The organism is Peribacillus sp. NPDC097895 (assembly GCF_050277555.1).
Classification (GTDB): Bacteria; Bacillota; Bacilli; order Bacillales; family DSM-1321; genus Peribacillus.
The window spans coordinates 1189302-1212921 of the sequence record NZ_JBNNSH010000001.1 but is presented as its reverse complement, the minus strand read 5'-3'; the positions used below and the strand labels follow the sequence as shown (position 1 = coordinate 1212921).

Sequence of the window (23620 nt, the reverse complement as noted above, 5' to 3'; positions counted from 1 at the left end):
TCATTCGTTTTTTTTGAAAATTATGAAATTTACCAATCGGAAATTGAGATATTTCACCAGTTTAAGAAAAGAATATTCACTATCACTAGTAGGCGAATTATCTAAAGTGTATCGAAAAAAAAAAGATGCAAAACTGTGCTCTAAGGGTCCTTAAGGACAAAAAATGACTTAACTTTCTTCAGCTTTCTAAAGCAGAAGGAGCCCCGACAATTTTGCCGCGGCTTCCTTCTTTGATTATTTGATTTTATAAACTTCTTTATATTTATTTTCAAGATATGCGATTAAGTATTGAACATTCAAGCCTTCCCCTGTTGTTTCTTTCAAAATCTCTAAAGGCTTTTTTGTTTTTCCGTATTTATGGATCTTTTCATTTAGCCATTTCCTGATTGGAGCAATATCACCGGATTCCAGCAGTCCATCAAAATCAGGCAAATCTTTAAGCATCGACTGCTTGATTTGGGCTGCATACATATATCCCAATGCGTAAGAAGGGAAATAACCAAAGCTTCCATCGGCCCAGTGTACATCTTGTAATACACCCAAAGCATCATTTTCTGGTACTATCCCCAAATACTCTTTATATTTTGCATTCCAGACTTCCGGTAAATCCTTCACTTCAAGTTCTCCATTAAAGAGGGCCTTTTCCAGTTCATACCGAATCATAATATGTAAAGGATAAGTAAGTTCATCTGCTTCTATACGGATGAACGATGGTTTTGATTCGTTAATGCCCCGGTAAAACTCATCCAAAGTCACATCATTGAATTGTTCGGGAGCATATTCTTTTAAAAGGTTGAATTTATTTTTCCAGAAGCTATAGTTCCGTCCAATGAAATTTTCAAAAAACAATGATTGTGATTCATGGATTCCCATCGATGTCCCATCATCTAGTAGTGTCCCGGTTAATTCCTCAGCGATATTCTGCTCATAAATGGCATGTCCGCATTCATGAATCGTACCAAAGATTGCCCCTCTAAAATCATTTTCATCATAACGGGTCGTAACACGGACATCGCCCCTATTTATTCCAGTTGCAAATGGGTGAACTGTTTCATCCAGCCTGCCAGCCTTGAAATCGTATCCTAGTTGATTTAAAACTTCAAGATTGAATTGATGTTGTTTTTCTTTTGGGAATCTATTATAAAGGAACGCTGTTTCAGGCTTGTGTTCGCTTTTAGCAATTTGTTTTACCAGAGGAACTATACTCGCCCGCAGTTCACTGAATACCTTATCGAGTATCTCTACCGTCATGTCTGGTTCATACATATCTAGAAGGGTATTATATTTCTGACCTTCGTACCCCCAATACTCTACGAACTTACGGGTATAAGCAACAACCTGCTCTAGATACGGTTGAAATAACGAAAAATCCGCTTTTTCCCTTGCCTCTTCCCATGCACTTTCAGAGCGGGATTGTAAAATGACGAATTCTTTAAATTCGTCAGCAGGGATTTTCTTATTCCTTTCGAATTCTTTTTTACACTCTTGAACCATCTTATTCGTCGTTTCACTAAGAGAAGCTTCTTTCATTGTAAGTTCCGTAATGAAAGATTCCATTTCCTTACTTGTGATCATATTAAATACTTCAGAGGAAAGTACCCCGATTACTTCTGAACGCTGTTCAACTCCCTTTTTCGGTGAACCTGTACGTAAATCCCAAAAAATTAAATTGAGAGCTTCATTATAAGCAGAGATTTTCTTGACATATTCTTTAAATTCTTTTTCTATCAAATCTGTACCCTTTATATTCATATTCACTGCTCCTTCCAAACTTCACTTTACCATATTATACAAAAATCTTTCACTTCAGAACTACCCCATATAAAAAATTAAATAAGAGCCAAGGGAAGATTTCCCTTGGCTCACAAATTAAATATATTAAAGCGTTACAGGGAGAATGGTAACAATTTTCTCTTTGACCTGTTCCGAAAGATCCTTTTCTATCAAAATCTGTACGGTTCCCGAATCATTGCTTGTCCTTATCAAACGCCCTATTCCCTGACGCAAACGAAGGAGCATGTATGGAAGATCCACTTCTTCAAATGCATTGGTAACCGAGTTACGTTTCGCCTCGAACACCGGATCACGTGGTGGGAATGGAAGGGAGTGTATTACTACATTTTGTAATGACGGCCCTGGGACATCAAGCCCTTCCCATAAATGATAGGAGAAAAGTACAGATTGCTCATCTTCTTGAAACTTCTTAACAAGCTCGCTGATTTCCGCTTCTCCTTCAAAATAAAAGGGATAGGATGATTTTGGGCAGTTTTCTTTGAACCAATGCAATTCCTCTTTTGATTGGAATAACACAAGCGTTCGACCTTCATTTTCCTCAATTGTCTTCATTGTATATTGAAGTTTTGCCAATTGGTCTCCATTTTCAAAGACCGGCATGTTCATTTTCATGACTTCATCATAGTCAAATGGTGATTCAACAGAGAAGCTGTCATACTTTTCTATCCCTAAGCTATCCGCAATGTACTGGAAAGATTTATTATCCGATAATGTTGCCGATGAGAAAATGTAAGGGATTTTTTTAGAGAATACCTGTTCAGACAAAATGTCTTGTACAAGCCTTGGCATAATGACCAATGTTTTGGTCATTTCATTTTCTTCAAACCAGGAAACGGCCTGTTCATCCTTCACAAATAGTGAAAGAGAGTACCCGAGCTGTTCTAAATATTCTTCCGTCACCTTTAAATCGTAGTCATTGATCGTGTACATTTCCGCTTCAAAAACAAGGTTCTCCTCTAACTCTTCAACCTTTTTATGAAGCTTTTGTGCAAAGCTTGTTATTTGTTTGGACATCGGGATTTCATAGCGATTAGATCCGCTGACATGTATAGCTTTTTCGTCCAATAAATCAAAAAACTCTTCATTGATATCAATTAGGTCTTCAATGATGTATAACGTTTCTTCACGAACCTGATTAGCAGTAAGCAACTCTAAAACAGAAGCAAGAGTTTGTTCGCCCACTTTATAGGTTAACGCTTTTTGAGCAGCAAATTCCAATAGATGACCTTCATCAAAGACAACGCAGCTATGTTCAGGCAATAACGGTAATTGCCCTTCACGCTTACGTTTTTCTTTTGTCCATACATGCTCCATGAAGAAGTCATGTGAACAGATGATCAAATCGCTTGATTTCCGGTAGTGGTCCCGTGATAGGGTTTGTCCACAACGATGTCGTTTATCACAAGTAAAACAGTTTTGAAGCTGATCCCAGCCCACTTTAGACCAGTCTTCATCATTCAAATATGGATACTGTTTACGGTCGCCATATGCAGTATAGGCATTCATCGATGAATTATCATGAACGAACTTCGGAAGTTCATCATAGAGCTGATCTATTCCCTCAGAATCTTCATGATTCACTGCGTGTTCCAGCTTCTTAAGACATACATATTGATCGTGATATTTGGCAAGACGAACATCCACTTCAATACCTAATGCATTCTTAATTTTTTGTATGTCGCCTTCTTCTTTTACAAGCTGTTCAATCAGCGTTTCATCTGCACACGAAATAATGGCCGGTTTATTTGTATATCTCGCATAACAAATCGCATATAGTAAATAAACCAACGTCTTACCGGTCCCTACACCTGCTTCAGCAAAACTTACATTCTTTTCTTTAAAGGCTTTTTCCAGCTGAAAAGCCATAAAGATTTGTTCGTCACGCAGTTCAAATCCTTTTTCGGGAAGAATATCGTAAAAAACATCTCCGATCCATTCTGAAAGCTTATCGTAAAAAGAATCTTCCTTTGTTACCGAAAAAGGCAGTGTTTTAAGCATCATGGTCTCCCCTTTTATCTATCATCAGTATATCGAATCCGTATCAAAATATATCTAGGCAAAAGTATATTATCCTTTATTTCACTTTAATAGTCAAGGTATTTACCATTCTACCAGATATTCTATGTATGTTGCTTGTTCAAATCCGTAAAATAAAAGACAGGCTCCACAAGAGAGCCTGTCTGTAAATAATATAGGGTTGAATTAAGCTTTGTTTACGTTTGATGCTTGTGGTCCACGTTGACCTTGTTCTACATCAAATGTAACATCTTGGCCTTCTTCAAGTGTTTTGAAACCTTCGCCTTGGATTGCTGAGAAATGTACGAATACGTCATCTCCGCCTTCACGTTCGATGAATCCAAAACCTTTTTCTGCGTTAAACCATTTTACTTTACCTTGTTCCATTTTTGTTGCCTCCTAGTGTGTTCGCCACACATTATATTACTATCCTTGCTCATTGAATATTAAGGTATTCCTTAAATCTGAACAAAAATAATTCATTATTAGAATAACAGAAAAGGAAATGATAAGCAAGACTGGAACCTATTATGAATAAAACGTCCTGACTATTCATAATTTTCTGTTATATTCTACCTATTCATTCACCTCTAGGCTGTCTCGGCGGCCGTTTTCCCCAATACTGATAAAGATCAGCACGGATGAAACCATTGAACAGCTTCCTTTTTTTCGTTGCGGGCTTACCGTAATGCTGTTCAAAGTCAGGGTTGGAGGTAATCATGTATACAGACCAAGTATCAAGCTTCTTAAAGGCTTGGCCCATTTCTCTATACATCTGTTCCACCGCTTTTTTCTCCCCAAGACGTTCTCCGTAAGGCGGATTGCCGACAATGACGCCATATTCTTTCCTAGTCGAGATATCCCTCACCTGCATTTGTTTGAATTCAATCAGATCACCGAGACCTGCTTCAATACCATTTGCTTTGGATATATCAACCATTCGATGGTCAATGTCACAACCGGTTATGTCCAAATACTGATCATAATCAGCTAAATCTTCAGCTTCAATTCTCGCTTCATCCCAAACCTTACTGTCCATCCATGACCACGTTTCGGAAACAAATTCCCTATTAAAGCCAGGTGCAATGTTCTGCCCGATTAAGGCAGCCTCGATAGGGATCGTTCCAGACCCACAAAATGGATCTATGAAAGGTTTATCAGGTTTCCAATTGGTCAGCATAATCAAAGCAGCCGCCAATGTCTCTTTTAGTGGCGCTTCTCCCTGCCCTGTACGATATCCTCGTTTATGCAAACCTGCACCTGAAGTGTCCATCGTAAGTGTCACTACATCTTTTAAAATGGATACTTCAATTTTAAACAACGGACCCGTCTCAGCAAACCAAGATACTTGTTTATATTTGCTTTTCAATCTATCAACTATTGCCTTTTTCACGATAGCCTGACAGTCAGGGACACTGTATAGCTGTGACTTAACCGACTTACCACTTACAGGGAACTCGACATCAGCCGATAAGTAATCTTCCCAATTCAAGGCCTTAGTCTTTTCAAACAGCTCATCAAAAGAATATGCTTTAAATTCACCTACTTTAATTTTCACCCTATCTGCACTCCGCAGCCATAAATTAGAGCGGGCAATGGCAGATTGGTCCCCTTTGTACATGATTTTACCATTTTCAACTTCACAATCGTAACCAAGATCCCTAACTTCCTTCGCAACGATCGATTCCAATCCCATTGCGGATGTTGCGATAATATCGAATTGTTTCATTAGTCTTGCACCTTCTTCCCATTAATCCAAATCAATTGCACCTTCCCTAATTCACACATTTTAGAAATAGGTATCGATTTTTGACAAGTAAACCCCTTCTTTTAAAAAGTCTACCGTCCATTTAAGTTTGCTTAGAATTCTTCATTGATTCCTGTCTAAATGTCTTAGGCCTGTAATGATAGCATTTTTTTATAACTGGGTCATCCAACCGTCCAAAAAAACTTCACTCATTTTTCTATGTATCCAAACGCCGCGAAGGTTTAGGAATGAAATATCCAAAATAGTTATTCACAGCTCATTATGTATACCTTTAAAACACGCTTCCCATTCATTAACTGAAACATTTGAGGTCATGCCTTTCATATCCAAACCTTCAATCCCTCCAATTATAGGATACCCAGAATGAAGGAATTGCTTAACATTTTCACGTTTTTTTATAAAACGTAATGGTTGACATGAAAATTCTGCTACTACACTTGAATTAGAAATCATCCGAATGGGATTCGAACTTCATCAAGTCCTTAGTGTAACACAGCAGGGTTTTAGAAAACGATAAATGATTTGGAATGCTCCGCTTTTTTGCAATTTTTTTTACAAACAAAAACTCTCCTTTTAAAAGGAGAGTTGTGCTTTTGGTAGAATATGATAACGTTTTGTAAGCCATGTTTTGTTCCTCAGTACTGCAAGCGACTCGCGTCTCGTACTTCGGTGGTAATCATCTATCTACAGAAGCAAAGCTTCTGTCCTTCTCCTCGTTCATTTCCAAGGAAGAAAGCGCCCCTACCATTAATTTGGGTTTCTCGCTCGTGGGGTTTACCTCGTTCCACCCCTTACATTTCTGTAAAGGCTACGTCACTGTGGCACTTTTATAGGTATTCATGCCATATCCAAAAGGACTTAGGCATTTTCCCAGCCGTCAGCAATCAAAGACTGCTGCCCAAGCTTATTTTTTCGCCAGGCACGAACACTACGGACATCTCAGTCCGTGCGAGCATGGACTTTCCTCTACTGCAAAAAATGCAACAGCAATTACCCAAACGTTAACATAACATTATTGATTATACTTCATTCTTCATGAAAACACAATACCAAAATCATTTTCCCTTTTTAAAAGCAAAACCTTAGTCAAACAGCTTGTTTCCAAAAACGTGCTTTTCCAAGTTGGATAATCGTTTAAGGATGTCAAAGTTAGTGGTTCCCGGAGTGGCACCGGGAGCAGGTTGACTTGGACGCTTTGTACTCTCTTCGGCCTGTTTTTTCAATTTAAGATTTTCTTGTTTAAGATCTTCAATCTCCTGATGAAACACTTCATAATCTTTCATGATAAGATCCAGGAATTGATCCACATCTTCTGGTTTATAACCGCGCATGGCTGTTTTAAAATCTTTTTCAAGAATATCTTTAGCCGTTAATTTTATCTTATCGGATAGCATAAGACTTCACCTCAATACTTTCGCCAATACAATCGACTTTTTATTATTTTTTCAAATCTACGTGGGTTTGTCAACGAAACACTTTTTTATGCTTATTGTTTCAGTGCCGCTATGTACTCCCATGAAACTCTATCTAAATTTCATCATAATATGAATATGCTTTGGAAACAACTTTTAATCGATAATTATTTTCTATCTGTCATTATTCGGACCAGCTGCTCTCTTCAGCAGCCATTTGCAGGTCATCAAAGTTTATCTGAAAGATGGGATATGGTTGTGTTTCCGCCTTTTTCATCGCTTCGTAATATGGATATTTGGCTGATCCTTCTTTTTCGGCTTCAAAAATGATGAGCATGGCATCACTTTTATGGACCATATATTTATTTTTGATTTTTAGTTGTTGTGGCCCTTCGTATGGCTTATTGAAAATGGACTCTACAAAATCGGCACGGGCCAATATGGATCGGTAATACTCTTGGTTCGTCTCGTTCCATGACTCTTCCTGATTCAAGAATGGAGTAAGCACCCCTAATTTAAGCTGATGATATTCTTCCTTCAATTCAAACACCACTTCGGCACCCCATAGTTCCGTACCCAATTGGCCTGATATAATCACCCATTCCAGTTCATCTTCCACCAATGGTAAAAGACGTTGCTTCATCGCTTTCTTAATATATTTTACAGCTTCATGGTCATTTTTGAATATCCCGAATTCAAAAGCCTTGTAGCCCGTCATATACAAAACCTTCATTACTTGGCCAATCTCCCTTTTAACATGATTATGTAAGAAAATAAGGGCTTGATAAGCCCTTATTTTTTAATATCCGAAATGTCTAGGCGGACAGCATGGGTTTTGCGGCGGCCTTCCACAAATCAAGTGTTGATTAAAGCACTCATTCACCACGGATTGAGTATGCGGGAAGTAATGCTTAAATGTGTTCACATGTTTATTCACATTTGTAGTATGTGATGGATGAACGACAGGAATCACTGTGTTCGATACATTCGTATTGACATATTGCTGTGTTGGAGAAACTTGCGCTGGGGCAACTTGAGATGGAGATGTTTGTGTTGGACCATATTGCGCTGGAGACACAGCAGATGGACCATATTGTGCTGGAGACACAGCAGATGGACCATATTGCGCTGGAGACACAGCAGATGGACTATAGGCTCCCATTACGTTGGAGTTTTTACCGGTTGACGCCCCCATTACATTATTGGGGTGTTTACCGGTTGATGCTCCCATTACTCCTGGTGCGTTACCGTATGCTCCCATTACATTGCTGGATGCTCCCATTACATTGGGGTTATTTCCTCCACAATTACGAAAATACATATATAATACGTCCCCTTTCATCATGATAAGTTTTAGTCTTACCATTACAGACTATGAAAAAAACGGGAGACGTGTACTGATGAAATGACCTATTTATACAGAATAAGTATAAAACCATTTATGTCAGTAAATAAGTACACTACATTATATTTGGCTAACCCTTCAAAGGCACTGAGGATAATTTTCTATAATAAGGAGTATAAACTGTCTTTTAATGATGTAAATAAAACAATCGTTAAACAAAGGACTACAAAAAATAGAAATAAAGTCGTTTTATACATTTCTCCGCTCCGCTTTCACCTTAAATTTAAATGGAAAGGGATGAAATGAATGCTTGAAAAATTTCACCCTCAACTCTTTCCATTTTACACATAATAGTTGAAGGCTACAATATTTGTATCTACATTTTTTATTTTTTGCCTTTCGCACTAAAAGACCATTCGAAATCCCTTATCTTATACCAAAATATCCTTAGATAACTCTTTCTTTTCGAGCCGTCGGATCCTCTTTTCCAATTCCAATTGTTTTTTCCCCGGAATCAGACCACTTTCTTCCCTTATCATCTCTTGATGCGCGATTAAAGAACATTTTAGAGCAAAGGCGACGTCCTTAAATTGATGTTCATATAATTTTGCACATTCAATCTGTGCCTGTATCCGTAATTGTACATTCCCTTTTACGGCAACTTCCTTCCAAATTTCCAGCGCTTCATTGAATTGTTTTTCCTTCTTTTTCTGAAAGGCTAAGGCGTGGCCAGCAATGATCCGATCTTCCTCATTTCCTGCTGTCAATATTTTTTCATATGTCTCAACCGATTCCTCTTTTTTCCCTAGATATGCAAGCCACCGTGCAATTTCCATGGAATCTTCCGTATAACCATCCAATTGGAGAATTTTCCTGGACAAATGAATATACAAAGAGATCAATGATAAAATATCCAACTCATTATGTTTCATGATTCCGAACAAAATTTCCGGGTTCTTTCTCTCAACAAAATCAAAATAAATCATCGGTGCCAAATATCCAGGAATATCATCCTCTCTATGTACATCGAGAATGTCTGTTTCAACTACAGATAATTTCACACGTTCCAATTTGTTTCTCCAAAGCCTTCTTGAAGCATGATACAAATCGAAATGTCCGAATTCCGGGAGTTTTGGAACATGTTCTTTTATCAGGGTATGTCTTGTTTTTAGCTGAGGCCAATCAAAAGACTTACCATTATAGGTGACAAGCGTTTCGTAATTGATTTTTTCCAGAAAGCTTTGGTAAAGTGGTATTTCACTGCCGGGCTGAGGCAGGATATGTTGTTTCACGACCACTTCTTCGCCTTCTAAATAGGCATAACCAAGTAAAAAAATGGTATTACCTGCACCACCGCCAAGCCCTGTTGTTTCCGTATCGAAGAAAAAAAGGTCCTCACTATTCACACCTCTAGCGGAAAGGGGATGCTCCAATGAAGTTTGATTCCATTCGTTTACGATTTTTTTCAATTCAGAAAAGGCATATAGTCCATGTTTATGATTTAAAGGATAGCGGACCTCCCTAATGAAACAATAGTCATCATCGAAATGATAGGATACGGTATCGTTCTCCAGCCATTTTTCAAGAAAAGGAATATCTTCATTCACTATCCCGATATTTTCCTCCACCGGAGAAGGATGTTCTACTTTCTCTAGGTTCATATGCGTTTTCATACGGTTCAATTTATTTTTTAATGACATAAACTACACCTCTCCTCCCTAATTCCCGCATCCTATGATCGTTTTTCCTGACAAAATTGACCCAATAACTGTTTTGCGTCACTCTTGGCCGTTTTCGTAGCGGATTCCGTTCCTATACAGGAAGGACAGCCGTTATCACAAGAACAATTTTCGATCATTGATATGGTTTCAAGTAGAATGATCTCAGAGTTTTCATATACTTTATCACTTAACCCAATGCCTCCTGGATAACTATCATAGATAAAAATGGTTGGTTTTTCATTATGCGCGGCCTTAACCTGAGGATAAACATGGATATCATGTGGATCGCACATGACATATAGCGGAATCATGTAATTAAGGGCATGGGAGGCACCAATCATTCCTTGCTCGATCCGATTTTCGTCCCATTCAAATATATCAGGCTCCATGGAAAGCATGGCCGAACTCGTATGTAGTTCAACTTCTGGCAGACTGATTGGTCCTGATCCAATATTTTCATGCGTTTCAAATTTGATTTTTTTGAATATGGTAGGCATCGCCCGGATGGCGACATCACCAAAGGCTGCTGATGTGGAAGCGAAAGTGCGCTGTTTATCCACTTCCAATACAGACAACTGAACAGCTAGGTTGGCATCCGTATAATAGTCCACATTGACCTCACGTACGAATGCTTTCTTTTCTTCCCAATCCAGTTCTTCCACTTGAAACTGTATTCCCTGATGCAAATAAATGGCTTCATCGTGCAGAAGGGTCATTGCACTGAACGTATCCATCTCTCCAATTACCCGATTATTCGGGGCATTGGTTTGGTCAATGATCACGACATTTTCCTGTGCCGCAGAACGAAGACTGATATTGCTTGCGGGAAATGCATCGTTCATCCAATGCCATTTGTCCCCATTTTGGTGCAAGACCCTTTCTTCCGTAAGAAATTCCAGAACGTCCAAAATCTCTGTTTTTCCAAAGGTATCGCCTTTTTTAAACGGCAGCTCATATGCGGCACATTTTACATGATCAACCATTATCAAAAGATTATCAGGATTGATTCTTGCCGTTTCTGGATTCCTGGTAAAGAAATAATCAGGGTGCTGTACAATATACTGATCAAGGGCACTAGAACTGCCGACCATGATGATAAGGGCTTCTCCATGCCTTCTACCCGCGCGGCCGGCCTGTTGCCAGGCACTCGATATCGATCCAGGATAACCTGTCATGATGCAAACCTGGAGCTGGCCAATATCGACCCCTAACTCAAGCGCATTCGTAGATATAACACCATAAATGGATCCATCCCTAAGGCCCTGCTCTATTTCTCTACGCTGTGTTGGCAAATAGCCCCCACGATAACCCCTGATCGATTTCGGCCCCAATTGCTTTGACACAAGTTCCTGTAAATAGGTCAATAGGATTTCTACACGAACCCTGCTTCGAGCAAAAACGATCGTTTGAATTTTATTTTTCAAAAATTGATTTGCAAGCTTCCTGACCTCCAAAACGGCACTCCTTCGAATGTTTAACGGTTTGTTGACAATTGGCGGATTGTAAAACACAAAATGTTTTTTCCCACTTGGTGCCCCGTTATTATCGACAAGTACCATTTCTTTTTCCGTTAGCTCCATAGCCAGCTCTTTTGGGTTATTGATCGTAGCAGAAGTACAGACGAACACAGGGTCGCTTCCATAAAACTTGCAGATCCTCTTTAACCTTCTTATGACGTTTGCCGTATGACTTCCGAAAACACCACGGTAAATATGGAGTTCATCGATAATCACATACTTCAAGTTTTCAAATAAAGAGACCCATTTCGTGTGATGCGGCAAGATTCCGGAATGAAGCATATCTGGATTGGTGATCACGATATGCCCAGCTTGGCGAATTTTTTGCCGGATGTTGGAAGGTGTGTCCCCATCATATGTATAACTATTTATCTCTGCATCCATTTCATGAATCATTTCGTTCAATTCGCTTTTTTGATCATAACTCAGTGCTTTTGTCGGAAAAATATATAGCGCTCTTGTTTTTTCATCTTCAAGTATTTTTTGAAGGACCGGCAAATTATAGCATAATGTTTTACCAGAAGCCGTTGGAGTGACTGCTACAAGGCTATTGCCACTCACAGCTGCATCAAATGCAGTTGCCTGATGGGTATACAACCCATTTATCCCTCGTTTTTCGAGGGCCTGCTTGATCTTATCATTCATTCGATCGGGAAATGGAACGTGTTTTGCCTCTTTTGCTTCAATTACCTGCCAATGTACGATATTATCTTTAAAATCCTCATTGGTTTTTAAGTCATTGATGACCTCTTGTAAATTTTTTCGCAGTTTCATATAACCACCTCATACTTCCTATTCTACCGAATGAACGTTCTATGCAAAAGGGAAACTATTTCCTTTTCAAAAAAAAAGCAGGAAACGGTAACACATCGTTTCCTGCTCAGTCTTTTTTTAGTTCATTCATTTGACAAAGCGAATGATTTCCTCGGCTAGTCTGCCTGGAGCCTCCATCATTCCCATATGGCCGCTTCCTTCAAGGATCACTTCTTTAATATGACTTCCTTTAACAGAAAAGGTTTTTTCGGCTGGTATTACCTTATCTTGTTCACCTGCAACCAATAGAACCGGAAGCTTCGTATCTCTGAGTACATGATTTCTATCAGTCCTGTTCCTCATGGCATTCAAAGATCCGATTGCACCGCTTTCACTTGTTTTATAACCGATGTCCTTTGTATGTTCAATGTGGGGATCATCTGAATCAGCAAAAAGCTTTGGTACAAGTCCGTCTATGAAAGCAGGAATTCCATCATTTTTAATTTTCTCGACGGATTTTAATCGACCTTCCTTACCTGCTTCATCGTCCGGCAAAGCCGTTGAATGAACGAGTGAAAAACCAGACAATTTCCCAGGAAACCTTTCTGCGAACGCCAAGGTGATGTACCCTCCAAGCGAATGACCAAACATATAAACCTGATCGATTTCCCTATCTTCCAAGAATGATGCGATATCCGCAGCCATATCTTCAATCGAAAAAGATGCCCCTAGTGCCTCACTCGCACCATGGCCTCGCAAATCAACGGCAACGACACGATATTCATCTTTAACTTTAGCGATGATGTCACTCCAATATTCATGACTTCCGCAAAATCCATGGATAAACAACAACGTTTTATTTCCTTTCCCGTAATCTATGTAGGAAAGCTTGCTATTTTCAGTCATAATATCCCTCATTTCCTATACTATTCTTTCCATAACGTTATTCCCTATATGTCCATATCTAAAACCATCCGTGCATTCACAAATCTTCAGTCCCCACATAGCCTATAGGCAAAGGAATTTTTAGGAAGGAGCACCGAGATGACCTCTTCTGAAAAAAATAATAATCGAGATCGAATAGAGCCCTTTACCCATTTTATTAATAAAATGGATCGACTGTTTTCCGAAAGGCCTCCAAAAGGGATGCTGCAATCTCTAGACGATTTCTTCAGTTCGACTAAAGAACGTAGCTTTCCGGTTGATATTCACGAAACGAATTCAGAATATATCCTCACAGCTACCTTGCCGGGCATTGCACGCAGCCAAATATCAATTGATGTGCTGACTCAAGCTGTAACGATAACGGCAAAGCGTGATGGACGGCATAAACAACTTAAGACTCAAGGAATGTTTCAAAAGGAAGTTTCTGTAGGTAACATATCACGAACCATTTCCTTTCCAAAACCGATTGATGAAGCAAAAGTAACCGCACGGCATCGCGATGGCATCCTTACGCTTCACCTACCAAAAATTAAAGGAAACCGAATTGAGATCAATTGAGCAATTTTAAAAGCAGACTTAATAAAGTGGCTGGGTCACTTGTAAGTCTGCTTTTATTTTATTCACCATCTAAACTTTGAAGAAGCCCCCTACTCCTTTGACCATCGAAGACACTTGTGAAACTGTATTCATCATTTGTCCAGCTGTATTCATCATCTTCGTTATATCCATTGATCCATCCTGTGTTTTGAATTGATTCATGACCGATTTGATTCCTGATGGCTGCGGTTTTTGCATGAACTGTTGCTTTGGATAAGGATTATACGCCTGCTGTTGACTTTGCGGTGGTCGTTTAGCAGGCTGTAGCGGGTTATCAAACGGGCTGAAAGCTTGCGGCTGCGGCTGCTGATTGGACTGCATTGGCTGCATTGGCTGCATTTGCGGATATTGGGGCATTGGCTGCATTACACTGTTGCCCGGAAAAGTTCCCACAGGCATTGACTGCTGCTGAACTTGTTGGAAGGGGTGATAGGCCGCCTGCTGATAAGGATCATGATATGGCGTCATATAGCCCCCTGTATTCTGGGGATGATATGGATACATGAATGGTTCATGATTTTGATTCTGAAGGTGCATCGGCTGCTGGTGCCCTCCCCAATATTCCGGCATCGATTGAGGATACTGTCCTTGATTTGGGGAGACTTGGTTAAAACCGGATCTCATCATATTCAATGAGCCCTCCTCTTTTTTCATTACATGGTTCTGATAATATATGAAAAAAGAGGAAATAAAGTGTAGGTGTTTTTCATGATAAAATCCGATCGATTTCCGCTCTTACATTATTAAGGATATATTCAACTGATTGGACATGACTTTTAAATCGCTTGTAACTGGTTTTTGGAAAAAATGCCTGAACGGCTACATCAGAAAGGTTATGAGCGGTTTGTTCGATTTGCTCGGGGAAAAGATGCTTAAACTCCGTTACTTTCATCCACTCCTTCATTCCAATTTCCCATTCGATGCATACGGTCCTGACGTTATCTGCAAATGGCTTAACTTCAGAGAAGAAATCCTTTTCTTTTCCTTCCACGCGTACACCTTCATAGATATCATCCGCTTGGGATGTATATTGTATTAATTGTTCCGTTAATTGCTGTAGTTTTTCTTTTTGCAAAATATATTCCTCCGTACATTTGTTTCCCTTATTATAATCCAGTTTTTTATAAAAGGAAATTCAGTCGGCTTATACCTGAGCAGTCAAAACATTGTGCGTTCTTATTGATTTCTCCGGAACGAATGAAAAGGAATGGTTTTCACCTTCAGTATTCACCCAATATTCCTCGGCTTTCTCAATGGCTTCCTGGGCATCATTCACTAATGTATATTGCTCTGCCCATAGTTTGCACCGAACTGTATTAACAGTTTCACCATATGAAATTTCCAAACGATCCAGGCTGGTACTGATCTCAGCTATCATCCTCAATATTTCCTCTGTTGCGACACTTTTATTGACCATGCTGATCCCTCCCCATTCTTTACCTGTACTATTCTTTTTTTTATCGGAAAGCCCTTCAAGGCTGACAAAACTAGAAGGGAATCGGCAAAGAAAGTGCAATTCACTTAATTTATTATGCCCTTCGACAACAATGGCAGAATGAAGAATGGAGTTTTAAACAAAAATACATACAGGAGGTGATTTTATGCAGTCGAATGAAAGCAAAGAGCAAGGATACGAAAAACGACAAAAGCCGCCCACTAAAAAGGCAGGAACGGGGAACCCAAAACTTGATGGAGAAAACCGCCCTTCAACGTAAAACTTAAACACTTGCATCATTAACAAGGAAGGCTTAAACGAGGCCTTCCTTGTTTTTCTTTTCAAAAAAGTAATTTTTTAATCAGTACGGCTTTGTGCAATTGTTTTTGTTTATGGTCAAACCAATCGGTCATTTGCGGGTCTTCTTCCCATCGGGGTTCATTAAACCAATCCTTTTTTATCCTTTTATTCTCATCCCATTGTACCGTCTCCCCTGCTTGATGATGAATCAATGGATAAACTCGCCGGAGCATAGGGGTTTCATGGTACCTTGGCTTTTTTCGATATTGTTCATAATCATATCTGGCTCCAGTTGGCTCAGTCCGGCAGGAAAATTCATAAAAGAGCGGAAACAAATCTTTAGAAAATAAAAGTCCAGCCAACCTTTTCCCCAATTTAATCCTTTCATCGATGTTTCTAAAATGAGAAACGGACGAGCCGTACAGTCTTCCATTGCAGGTAGGAAAAAATACAGTGCTAAAGTGCATCCAGTCCTGCAGGAAAAATAATAAAGAATGGAAAACGAAAGATTGCTTTTTAATGACCGGTTTTTCAATGATATTTTGTTCATTTATTATAAGCGCGGTGACTAGTTTTTCGCGATTTCCGTGTTTCCAAAAAGAATTCCATTCGTCCATCATGAATTTAGTAATAAAAAAATAATGTCCTAAGTGAAACAAAGGACGTCTATACTTCGTCGAATAATGATAGAGAAGTAATTGCGGATAAGCATCTTGGAATATTCTCCAATTGGCTTCTTCATATGTTAGGAATAAGTGATGCCTGTATTTAAGGCTAAGCAACTGGGAGAACCAAATACCTTCAAGGTCACACATATTCCAGCCTGCATTCCTTGAAACCATTCCTGCCAAAAAAGACCATTGTATTTCAGGATGCATCTTGAAAAACTGTTCATATGCCTTAGTTCTTGATATATTATCCCTATTCCCTTTCGCTGTTTGGGCTTTTATGGAAAAAAGCAATTGCTTTTCTGTTTGAAACATTCGCATATATGGGTCATCCGCCTTTCTTTAGCGATGAATTGTGACATATAGTTGTACATAAATCCTATCGTTCTAAGAAACAATTCTTTTTATTCACATATTGGATTCTTTTTTTGCTAATATAGATAAGTGAAAAAAAGGAGGGGTAAAAGTGGCATTTCATTATCCCAACGGGCGAAGATTTGTACCGCAGGCTATGGAAGAAAAGGAAGGCCCACTAAAAAAAGTCAGTTATAGCAATCGGGGAAAAACATTGGAAGACGATTTGAACGAAACCAATCAATATTATTTAGCACACGGCATTGCCGTCATTCATAAAAAACCGACACCTATTCAAATTGTCGATGTCCACTACCCGAAGAGAAGTGCCGCAGTCATTAAAGAAGCCTACTTCAAACAAGCATCGACCACTGATTACAACGGTGTTTATAAAGGAAAGTACATTGATTTTGAGGCAAAGGAAACGAAAAACAGCAGTTCCTTCCCGCTGAAGAATTTTCATGACCATCAAATTGAACATATGAAACAGATCGTTCAGCATAACGGAATTGCATTTGTCATCATCCGCTTTTCCGTCATGGATGATATATATTTGATGAGTTCTGAACAACTGAATTATTATTGGAAGAGAATGAAAGACGGCGGGCGCAAATCTATAACTCTTCAAGAGGTTGAAAGCAGTTCACGAAAGATTACTCTTGGCTTTCAACCGAGAATTGACTATATTAAAGTAGTAGATTCGCTCATCTCAGAAAATTTTTAGTTTTTTTAGAAAGGCAGGTTAGCTGTAATGGCTGAAAAATATAATACTAGAGAAGAGCGCCGAAAGCAGGGGCAGACACAAAAAAAAGGACCGAAGAAAGGTCCTAAAAAGCCGGCCAATATGCTTAAGCGCATTTTCCTTATACTCGTAACGATCGGAATAATTGGCTTGGTTGCCGGAGGAGCTGCAATGGCTTACTTTATAAGCGACGCTCCAAAACTTGATGAAAAGCTTTTGAAAGATCCCGTCACATCCAAAATACTCGATGAAAATGGTAAATTGCTAGCTGAAGTCGGCACAGAAAACCGGGATTATGTGAATTATGAAGACATACCTGATCTTGTCGAAGAAGCCTTCCTGGCAACGGAAGATTCCCGTTTTTATAAACATCACGGGGTGGACTTATTACGTCTGGGCAGTGCCGTCATAGCCAACGTTAAAAATGGATTCGGCTCTGAGGGTGCCAGTACCTTGACCCAGCAGGTTATCAAACGTTCTTATCTTACACCTGATAAGACCATTAAAAGGAAAGTGCAGGAAATGTGGCTTTCCATACAGCTAGAAAGAAAATATACTAAAGAAGAAATTTTCGAAATGTATGTGAATAAGATTTTCTTCGCAAACCGTGCTAACGGGGTCTTAACTGCTTCCCGGACGTATTATGGAAAAGAACTAAACGAATTGAAATTAAACGAAGCGGCCATGCTTGTAGGATTACCGCAAAGCCCAAGCCGTTATGACCCTTATAAATATCCTGAGCGTGCGAAAGAACGCCGTGACATTGTCCTACATTTAATGAATAAACATGGATATATCACCGAAAAGGAAATGAAAGATGCACAAAGCATCGATATAACAGAGGGACTTCAAGAAATCGATAAGAGTCAAATCGATACGACTGCTTATGATGCATTCATCGATTTGGTAATTGAAGAAGTCGGAGATATGGGTGACTATAACGTCTTTACCGATGGTTTGGAAATCCAAACGACTATTGATAAAGATGCCCAAGAATATGTCTATAAAATGTTGAACAGTGATGAAATCATCAATTATCCAAGTAAAGATCTTCAAGCTGGAGTCACCTTACTTGACACACAATCTGGTGAAATTAAAGCTGTCGGCGGCGGCAGGAACACTACGGTTAAACGGGGCTGGAATTATGCCACGGATGCCAAGCGTTCCCCTGGTTCGACCATTAAGCCAATTTTGGATTATGGTCCTGCTGTAGAATATTTAAATTGGTCCACTTACCAACAGATTAAAGACGAGGACTATTCATATAGTAATGGAACACCGCTTAAAAATGCTTCAGGACGCCATTATGGCACAGTTACCATTCGTGAAGCACTAGCACGGTCATTGAATATTCCAGCTTTAAAAACGCTTCAAGAGGTAGGCCTGGACAGGGCGCGTGATTTTGCCGTTGACCTTGGCATTCCTTTTGAAAAGGAAATCACCGAATCAGCTGCATTGGGCGGCGGTAAGGATGTTTCTACACTAGAACTTGCCGGTGCTTACAGTGCATTCGGAAACAATGGTATCTATAATGAACCGCATAGTGTTAAAAAGATTGTTTTACGTGACAAAACAACCATCAAAAACAAGACGGAATCGAAACCAGTCATGAAAGATTCCACAGCTTTCATCGTGACGGACATGTTGAAAAGCGTCTTGAATGAAAGTTATGGAACAGGAAGGTTAGCGAACATACCTAGTCTGCCTATAGCCGGTAAAACTGGTTCAACCAATTTCACGCCAGAACAGCGTGCAGCAAACAACATCCCATCTTCCGGTGTAAAAGATAGCTGGATGGCAGGTTATACAACCAATTATACAGTCGCGATATGGGCTGGTTATGATAATGCAGCAGGTAAAAAGATGGAGTATCTTGGAGATTCATCTCAAAGGATCCCTAAATCGATCTTTAAGAGTTTGATGGAACATATGGCTCAGTCAAAAGCAACGAAAGACTTTGATCAACCGGACAGTGTAGTAAAGGTTGGAGTCATAAAAGGTTCGAATCCGGCTGTTAAAGCCAATGAATATACACCAAGCAGTAAAATCACTTATGAATATTATGTAAAGGGTCACGAGCCAACACAAGTGACGACAGAATATGAGAAAATCGACAAACCTGGCATTAACGCTTCTTATAATCAAGAAAGTAATGAAATCAATCTATCATGGTCATATCCTAAAGGTGATGGAGATACAAAATTCGAAGTTCTGATGTCCGTTGATGGCGGCGGTCAGAGTGTGTTAAAAAAATCGAAGGATACTAGTTTATCGATCCCAAATCCAACCCCTGGAAGTAAATATACCTTCTCTGTGGTTGCCTTAGTGGATGGCCAACAAAGTGATCCGGCTAGTACATCTGTGGAAATCCCTGCTCAAGTGGAAGACCCAGAGGCTACGGACGAAAATATTGAAGATCCGGCCGAAGGCGATGATCCGGCAGAAGAGACTCCTGCTGAAGGCGAAAAAGGCAATCAAGATGAAGACAAAAATAACAATGGCAACAATGGGAATGGAAACACTGATAATAATGGAAATGGAAACAACCCTGACGATGGAAAGGGCGATGAAAATGCGGAAGACGGTGGTGCCGTCACTGACCCTGGAACGGTAGAGGAAGAAAATCCGGGTGAAACTCCTGACCCTAACCCTGCCCCTGATCCAGAAAAAGAAAAAGATAAAGATAAAGACAAGGATAAAGAAAACAAAGATTGACTAAAAAAACGTCTAAGCTAAGAGCTTAGACGTTTTTTTTGCTGTTCTTATTTTTGATCAAGTACTTCGCATATTGTTTTTCTAACTCCTGGAACAACTCACTAAGCTGTCTATAGGAATGGAAAAAAGCAGGTCTTGCAAATATAAAGGAAAGCCTTTCAGCCAGGTTTACCGGAATATCTTTCAAGGATTCAATTTGCCGCTGCCAAGCACTCAATATCACTGGCCTTCCATGCATCCAGAAGATTGCAGTTAGAAATAAACTGATGCCCTGTTTCATGAGTCCCGAAGTCTGACTCACTTTTCGTTCAGAAAATAACAAGCCGCATTCTGAATCAATTTCCTTCCACTTGTCCAGTAGCTCCTTTACATGTTCCGCTCCCTTTGTCCAAGGGGCATACGACTCTACATTATTATAATAAAGTAACTCATACGGAAATGACTCGAATGGAATTGATCCACTCCATCTTTTATAGTGCTCATACTCTAAGTTGGTTTCCTTGTCAGGGTAAAACAAAGGATGCTCTAATTCTGCAGGCACTTTTAAGGATATGAACTGCGTCACTTTGCCTCTTTCCTTTTCATTCTTTTTTGCCCCTCACGGCATAATTCGAGAAGCGGGCAGGTTTCACATTTTGGTGACTGGGCCTTGCAATGATAGCGTCCAAAGAATATGAGACGGTGATGCGAAACTGACCATTCATCCTTTGGGATCTTAGCCATTAACGTTTTCTCAACTTCTAGGACACTATCCTTCCAGCGGCATATACCCAGACGCTTGGAAACACGCTCTACGTGGGTATCAACAGCTATCGCAGGCACACCATACGCAACGGATACGACTACATTCGCCGTCTTTCTGCCAACACCAGGCAAATTAACGAGCTCATCACGATCCCTGGGAACCACCTTACCGTATTCTTCGATCAGCATTCGTGACAACTTTTGAATATTTTTGGCCTTATTACGAAACAAACCGATTGAGCGAATGTCATTTTCCAACTCTTCTATCGGTACGCTTATGTAATCCTCAGGCGTTTTATATTTTTGAAATAAATCCTTCGTGACTTTATTGACTAGTACATCCGTACATTGAGCTGACAGTGCAACAGCAATCACCAATTCAAATGGATTGGAGTGATTCAGCTCACAATGGGCATCCGGATACAATTCACCCATTGTATCCAGACAATATCGAATTTGAGCTTTATTCAACATATTCGTTCTCCTTCAATTTACATTACTGCTCAAGCCAGTTATAAAAGGGCACATCTTTCAATGGTTGTGCAGTTTCTGTCTTTCTGTCCCTTTTTTGATGGACTCTAAATTTTTGTCCTTGCGCCCTTGCCTGTTCCAAGGTTTTTATTCCATTCTTTTTCCACTCGAATAAAATACGATCAATGTAACGGAAGTTCAATTTTCCGGAAATGACTGACTCCCTAAGGGCTGACTTAATGATTTCAGGTTGGTGATCATCCTCCATCCACATTGCCAATGTCTCACATTCAAATGGAGATAAGGGGCGGCCGAACTCCTGCTCAAAAATCGTATAAAGGCTCTCCCCAGCTTTTTGCACCTCAGCTGACTCTGCCTGTTTCAACGTTTTCAAGAAACAGTCCATCATTTTTTCATAAAGGGGATCAAGCGAATATTTTTCCTGACCGATTTCTTGATTCCCTTCAACCACCATTTCCACAAATCCCCTTTGAATCAAACGCTGGATTAAGAATAGACATTCCGTTTCCTGTAATGTCATTCGGTCAGAAAGTTGGGATGGTGCAGGAAAATGATTGCCTTTATCGATAAAGCTTTGCAATTGTAATAATAGGACCATTTCTTGTTCGTTTAATCCCATTGTCTTATAGTTAGTCAACAAAAAGGATGGAATCGTTATCGTTCCTTCCTTAAACCACGCATATAAATGTTCTTTATTCATGTTTTTGGACACCTCTGAATAAGTATAACATGAATATGGCTCCCCGAATAAGCTTATAATTTTAACAAAAAACGGTTATCTGCCAAATATGACAAGATAACCGTTTCATTAAGAGATCAAGGATATAATCGATTTAATAGTCGTGGGAAAGGAATGGTTTCACGTACATGTTCAACCCCGCTGATCCAAGCAACCGTACGTTCCAACCCCAAACCGAAGCCTGAATGCGGTACAGAACCGTATTTTCTTAATTCCATATACCATTTGTAAGCTTCTTCGCTCAAGCCATGCTCATTGATTCTTTGTTCAAGCAATTCCTGATCATGAATCCGCTCTGAACCGCCAATTATTTCCCCATACCCTTCTGGAGCAATCAAATCGGCACAAAGAACGACTTCTCCCCTCTCAGGGTCTGGCTGCATATAGAAAGGTTTGATATTGGTTGGATAATGAGTGATGAAAACTGGTTTATCAAAACTTTCAGCTATTGCAGTTTCGTGCGGCGCTCCAAAATCATCACCCCATTGGATATCTTCAAAACCTTGTTCATGAAGGAACTTTATGGCTTCATCATATGTAATCCGTGGGAAAGGAGCTTTAATTTGTTCAAGCTTTGTTGTGTCACGGCCTAGTGTATTCAACTCAAGCTGACAGTTTTTCAATACAGATTGAATTATGGAGGTAACGAATTGTTCCTGAACCTCGAGATTCTCTTTAAATTCGATGAAGGCCATTTCTGGTTCAATCATCCAGAACTCGATTAAATGGCGTCTTGTTTTGGATTTTTCTGCCCGGAAAGTAGGACCAAAAGAAAATACCTTCCCTAGTGCCATGGCTGCCGCTTCCATATAGAGCTGACCACTTTGTGATAGGTATGCATCCTCATCAAAGTATTTAGTCGCGAACAATTCACTTGTTCCCTCTGGAGCGCTTCCAGTTAAAATTGGCGGATCGACTTTAACGAACCCTTCTTCATTAAAGAATTCATATGTAGCACGAATGATTTCATTCCGGATTTTCATGACAGCATGCTGCCGTTTTGAACGCAGCCACAGGTGACGGTTATCCATTAAGAATTCAGGACCATGTGCTTTTGGTGTAATGGGATAATCCAATGATTCATGAATGACTTCAATATCTTTCACTTGTAATTCAAATCCGAACGGTGAGCGTTCATCCTTTTGAATGACACCTGTAATATACAAGGATGTCTCTTGCGAAATCGATTTCGCACGAGCGAAAATTTCTTCACCAACCTCGGCTTTCACGACCACTCCTTGAATGAAACCAGAGCCATCTCGGATTTGAAGGAAAGCAATTTTTCCACTGGAACGTTTGCTTGCAAGCCAGCCTCCAATGGTAACTTCTTGATCGACGAATTTGCTAGCATCTTTTATTGTAATTTTCACGGAATTTCCCTCCAAAAATAGCTTAACTTACTATCGAATTTACTCTACTTATTATACCCATAGCCCTCCCTACAAGCAAATAAATCACTTGAAGTGGAAGTCTGCATGCCTTTTATATTTCTCTTTTTATGATTTAAATAAGCTTATTCGCCGCATTGCTTGATAGATTAAATATATACTAACGAATTTGCTT

At 39.7% G+C, this 23620-nt stretch carries 21 protein-coding genes and 1 other RNA gene; 3 read left to right on the top strand and 19 right to left on the bottom strand.

What is annotated here, in order from left to right; translation table 11 throughout:
• Positions 1-234: 234 nt before the first annotated feature.
• The 11 genes from ACQKMH_RS05850 to ACQKMH_RS05800 all read right to left on the bottom strand — a co-directional run bounded on the left by ACQKMH_RS05850 (position 235) and on the right by ACQKMH_RS05800 (position 13232).
• Positions 235-1752, bottom strand: coding sequence for a carboxypeptidase M32 (locus ACQKMH_RS05850; protein WP_427586477.1), 1518 nt, complete (start codon positions 1750-1752; stop codon positions 235-237).
• A gap of 126 nt (positions 1753-1878) precedes the next feature.
• A complete protein-coding gene (locus ACQKMH_RS05845; protein ID WP_427586476.1) occupies positions 1879-3795 on the bottom strand; it encodes an ATP-dependent DNA helicase in 1917 nt (638 codons plus the stop codon).
• Positions 3796-3996: 201 nt separating this feature from the next.
• Positions 3997-4197 carry a cold-shock protein gene (locus tag ACQKMH_RS05840; RefSeq protein WP_034307871.1) on the bottom strand — a complete coding sequence of 67 codons (201 nt, stop codon included), beginning with the start codon at positions 4195-4197 and terminating at the stop codon, positions 3997-3999.
• Between the two features lie 193 nt (positions 4198-4390).
• Positions 4391-5539 carry a THUMP domain-containing class I SAM-dependent RNA methyltransferase gene (locus tag ACQKMH_RS05835; protein ID WP_427586474.1) on the bottom strand — a complete coding sequence of 383 codons (1149 nt, stop codon included), beginning with the start codon at positions 5537-5539 and terminating at the stop codon, positions 4391-4393.
• Between the two features lie 651 nt (positions 5540-6190).
• An RNA gene (rnpB, locus tag ACQKMH_RS05830) (RNase P RNA component class B) lies at positions 6191-6580 on the bottom strand.
• Positions 6581-6660: 80 nt separating this feature from the next.
• Positions 6661-6972, bottom strand: coding sequence for a cell division regulator GpsB (gene gpsB / locus ACQKMH_RS05825; protein WP_230157025.1), 312 nt, complete (start codon positions 6970-6972; stop codon positions 6661-6663).
• Positions 6973-7174: 202 nt separating this feature from the next.
• The gene (locus tag ACQKMH_RS05820) at positions 7175-7723 is read right to left on the bottom strand and encodes a DUF1273 domain-containing protein (protein WP_427586473.1); all 549 of its coding nucleotides are present in this window, start codon (positions 7721-7723) and stop codon (positions 7175-7177) included.
• A gap of 66 nt (positions 7724-7789) precedes the next feature.
• Positions 7790-8311 (bottom strand): CotD family spore coat protein, encoded by a 522-nt coding sequence (locus tag ACQKMH_RS05815; protein ID WP_427586472.1) that lies wholly within the window; start codon positions 8309-8311, stop codon positions 7790-7792.
• Positions 8312-8766: 455 nt separating this feature from the next.
• A complete protein-coding gene (locus tag ACQKMH_RS05810) occupies positions 8767-10035 on the bottom strand; it encodes a ribonuclease H-like domain-containing protein (RefSeq protein WP_427586471.1) in 1269 nt (422 codons plus the stop codon).
• A 32-nt stretch (positions 10036-10067) separates the two neighbouring features.
• The gene (locus tag ACQKMH_RS05805; protein WP_427586470.1) at positions 10068-12347 is read right to left on the bottom strand and encodes a DEAD/DEAH box helicase; all 2280 of its coding nucleotides are present in this window, start codon (positions 12345-12347) and stop codon (positions 10068-10070) included.
• A 126-nt stretch (positions 12348-12473) separates the two neighbouring features.
• A complete protein-coding gene (locus tag ACQKMH_RS05800) occupies positions 12474-13232 on the bottom strand; it encodes an alpha/beta fold hydrolase (protein WP_427586469.1) in 759 nt (252 codons plus the stop codon).
• Positions 13233-13370: 138 nt separating this feature from the next.
• Between ACQKMH_RS05800 and ACQKMH_RS05795 the strand changes: the two genes are divergently transcribed.
• A complete protein-coding gene (locus ACQKMH_RS05795) occupies positions 13371-13829 on the top strand; it encodes an Hsp20/alpha crystallin family protein (protein ID WP_427586468.1) in 459 nt (152 codons plus the stop codon).
• Positions 13830-13898: 69 nt separating this feature from the next.
• Here ACQKMH_RS05795 and ACQKMH_RS05790 read toward each other — a convergent pair whose 3' ends face one another.
• From ACQKMH_RS05790 to ACQKMH_RS05775, 4 genes are all read right to left on the bottom strand, one after another.
• On the bottom strand, positions 13899-14495 hold the full coding sequence (locus ACQKMH_RS05790) for a YppG family protein (RefSeq protein WP_427587521.1): 597 nt from the start codon (positions 14493-14495) through the stop codon (positions 13899-13901).
• 79 nt (positions 14496-14574) lie between these two features.
• Positions 14575-14943, bottom strand: coding sequence for a YppE family protein (locus tag ACQKMH_RS05785; RefSeq protein WP_427586467.1), 369 nt, complete (start codon positions 14941-14943; stop codon positions 14575-14577).
• Positions 14944-15012: 69 nt separating this feature from the next.
• Positions 15013-15285: a hypothetical protein gene (locus tag ACQKMH_RS05780; RefSeq protein WP_230157017.1), complete on the bottom strand. Its 273-nt coding sequence runs from the start codon at positions 15283-15285 to the stop codon at positions 15013-15015.
• A 359-nt stretch (positions 15286-15644) separates the two neighbouring features.
• Positions 15645-16592: a DUF2515 family protein gene (locus tag ACQKMH_RS05775; protein WP_427586466.1), complete on the bottom strand. Its 948-nt coding sequence runs from the start codon at positions 16590-16592 to the stop codon at positions 15645-15647.
• A gap of 145 nt (positions 16593-16737) precedes the next feature.
• Between ACQKMH_RS05775 and recU the strand changes: the two genes are divergently transcribed.
• Positions 16738-17349 (top strand): Holliday junction resolvase RecU, encoded by a 612-nt coding sequence (recU, locus tag ACQKMH_RS05770; protein WP_427586465.1) that lies wholly within the window; start codon positions 16738-16740, stop codon positions 17347-17349.
• Between the two features lie 27 nt (positions 17350-17376).
• Entirely contained in the window at positions 17377-20082 is a 2706-nt protein-coding gene (locus ACQKMH_RS05765; RefSeq protein ID WP_427586464.1) for a PBP1A family penicillin-binding protein, read from the top strand.
• A gap of 25 nt (positions 20083-20107) precedes the next feature.
• Here ACQKMH_RS05765 and ACQKMH_RS05760 read toward each other — a convergent pair whose 3' ends face one another.
• The 4 genes from ACQKMH_RS05760 to asnS all read right to left on the bottom strand — a co-directional run bounded on the left by ACQKMH_RS05760 (position 20108) and on the right by asnS (position 23427).
• Positions 20108-20647, bottom strand: a complete 540-nt coding sequence (locus tag ACQKMH_RS05760) for a YpoC family protein (RefSeq protein ID WP_427586463.1) — start codon at positions 20645-20647, stop codon at positions 20108-20110.
• Positions 20644-21300, bottom strand: a complete 657-nt coding sequence (gene nth, locus ACQKMH_RS05755) for an endonuclease III (RefSeq protein ID WP_427586462.1) — start codon at positions 21298-21300, stop codon at positions 20644-20646. The genes ACQKMH_RS05760 and nth overlap by 4 nt, the downstream gene beginning before the upstream one ends.
• Positions 21301-21322: 22 nt before the next feature.
• The gene (locus ACQKMH_RS05750) at positions 21323-22018 is read right to left on the bottom strand and encodes a DnaD domain-containing protein (RefSeq protein ID WP_427586461.1); all 696 of its coding nucleotides are present in this window, start codon (positions 22016-22018) and stop codon (positions 21323-21325) included.
• Between the two features lie 116 nt (positions 22019-22134).
• Positions 22135-23427, bottom strand: a complete 1293-nt coding sequence (gene asnS, locus ACQKMH_RS05745; RefSeq protein ID WP_427586460.1) for an asparagine--tRNA ligase — start codon at positions 23425-23427, stop codon at positions 22135-22137.
• Positions 23428-23620: the final 193 nt, after the last annotated feature.

Coding starts and splice junctions, on each gene's coding strand:
- ACQKMH_RS05850 (WP_427586477.1), bottom strand. CDS start 1,752: ATGAATATAAAGGGTACAGATTTGATAGAAAAAGAATTTAAAGAATAT.
- ACQKMH_RS05845 (WP_427586476.1), bottom strand. CDS start 3,795: ATGATGCTTAAAACACTGCCTTTTTCGGTAACAAAGGAAGATTCTTTT.
- ACQKMH_RS05840 (WP_034307871.1), bottom strand. CDS start 4,197: ATGGAACAAGGTAAAGTAAAATGGTTTAACGCAGAAAAAGGTTTTGGA.
- ACQKMH_RS05835 (WP_427586474.1), bottom strand. CDS start 5,539: ATGAAACAATTCGATATTATCGCAACATCCGCAATGGGATTGGAATCG.
- gpsB (WP_230157025.1), bottom strand. CDS start 6,972: ATGCTATCCGATAAGATAAAATTAACGGCTAAAGATATTCTTGAAAAA.
- ACQKMH_RS05820 (WP_427586473.1), bottom strand. CDS start 7,723: ATGAAGGTTTTGTATATGACGGGCTACAAGGCTTTTGAATTCGGGATA.
- ACQKMH_RS05815 (WP_427586472.1), bottom strand. CDS start 8,311: ATGTATTTTCGTAATTGTGGAGGAAATAACCCCAATGTAATGGGAGCA.
- ACQKMH_RS05810 (WP_427586471.1), bottom strand. CDS start 10,035: ATGTCATTAAAAAATAAATTGAACCGTATGAAAACGCATATGAACCTA.
- ACQKMH_RS05805 (WP_427586470.1), bottom strand. CDS start 12,347: ATGAAACTGCGAAAAAATTTACAAGAGGTCATCAATGACTTAAAAACC.
- ACQKMH_RS05800 (WP_427586469.1), bottom strand. CDS start 13,232: ATGACTGAAAATAGCAAGCTTTCCTACATAGATTACGGGAAAGGAAAT.
- ACQKMH_RS05795 (WP_427586468.1), top strand. CDS start 13,371: ATGACCTCTTCTGAAAAAAATAATAATCGAGATCGAATAGAGCCCTTT.
- ACQKMH_RS05790 (WP_427587521.1), bottom strand. CDS start 14,495: ATGATGAGATCCGGTTTTAACCAAGTCTCCCCAAATCAAGGACAGTAT.
- ACQKMH_RS05780 (WP_230157017.1), bottom strand. CDS start 15,285: ATGGTCAATAAAAGTGTCGCAACAGAGGAAATATTGAGGATGATAGCT.
- ACQKMH_RS05775 (WP_427586466.1), bottom strand. CDS start 16,592: ATGCGAATGTTTCAAACAGAAAAGCAATTGCTTTTTTCCATAAAAGCC.
- ACQKMH_RS05765 (WP_427586464.1), top strand. CDS start 17,377: ATGGCTGAAAAATATAATACTAGAGAAGAGCGCCGAAAGCAGGGGCAG.
- nth (WP_427586462.1), bottom strand. CDS start 21,300: ATGTTGAATAAAGCTCAAATTCGATATTGTCTGGATACAATGGGTGAA.
- ACQKMH_RS05750 (WP_427586461.1), bottom strand. CDS start 22,018: ATGAATAAAGAACATTTATATGCGTGGTTTAAGGAAGGAACGATAACG.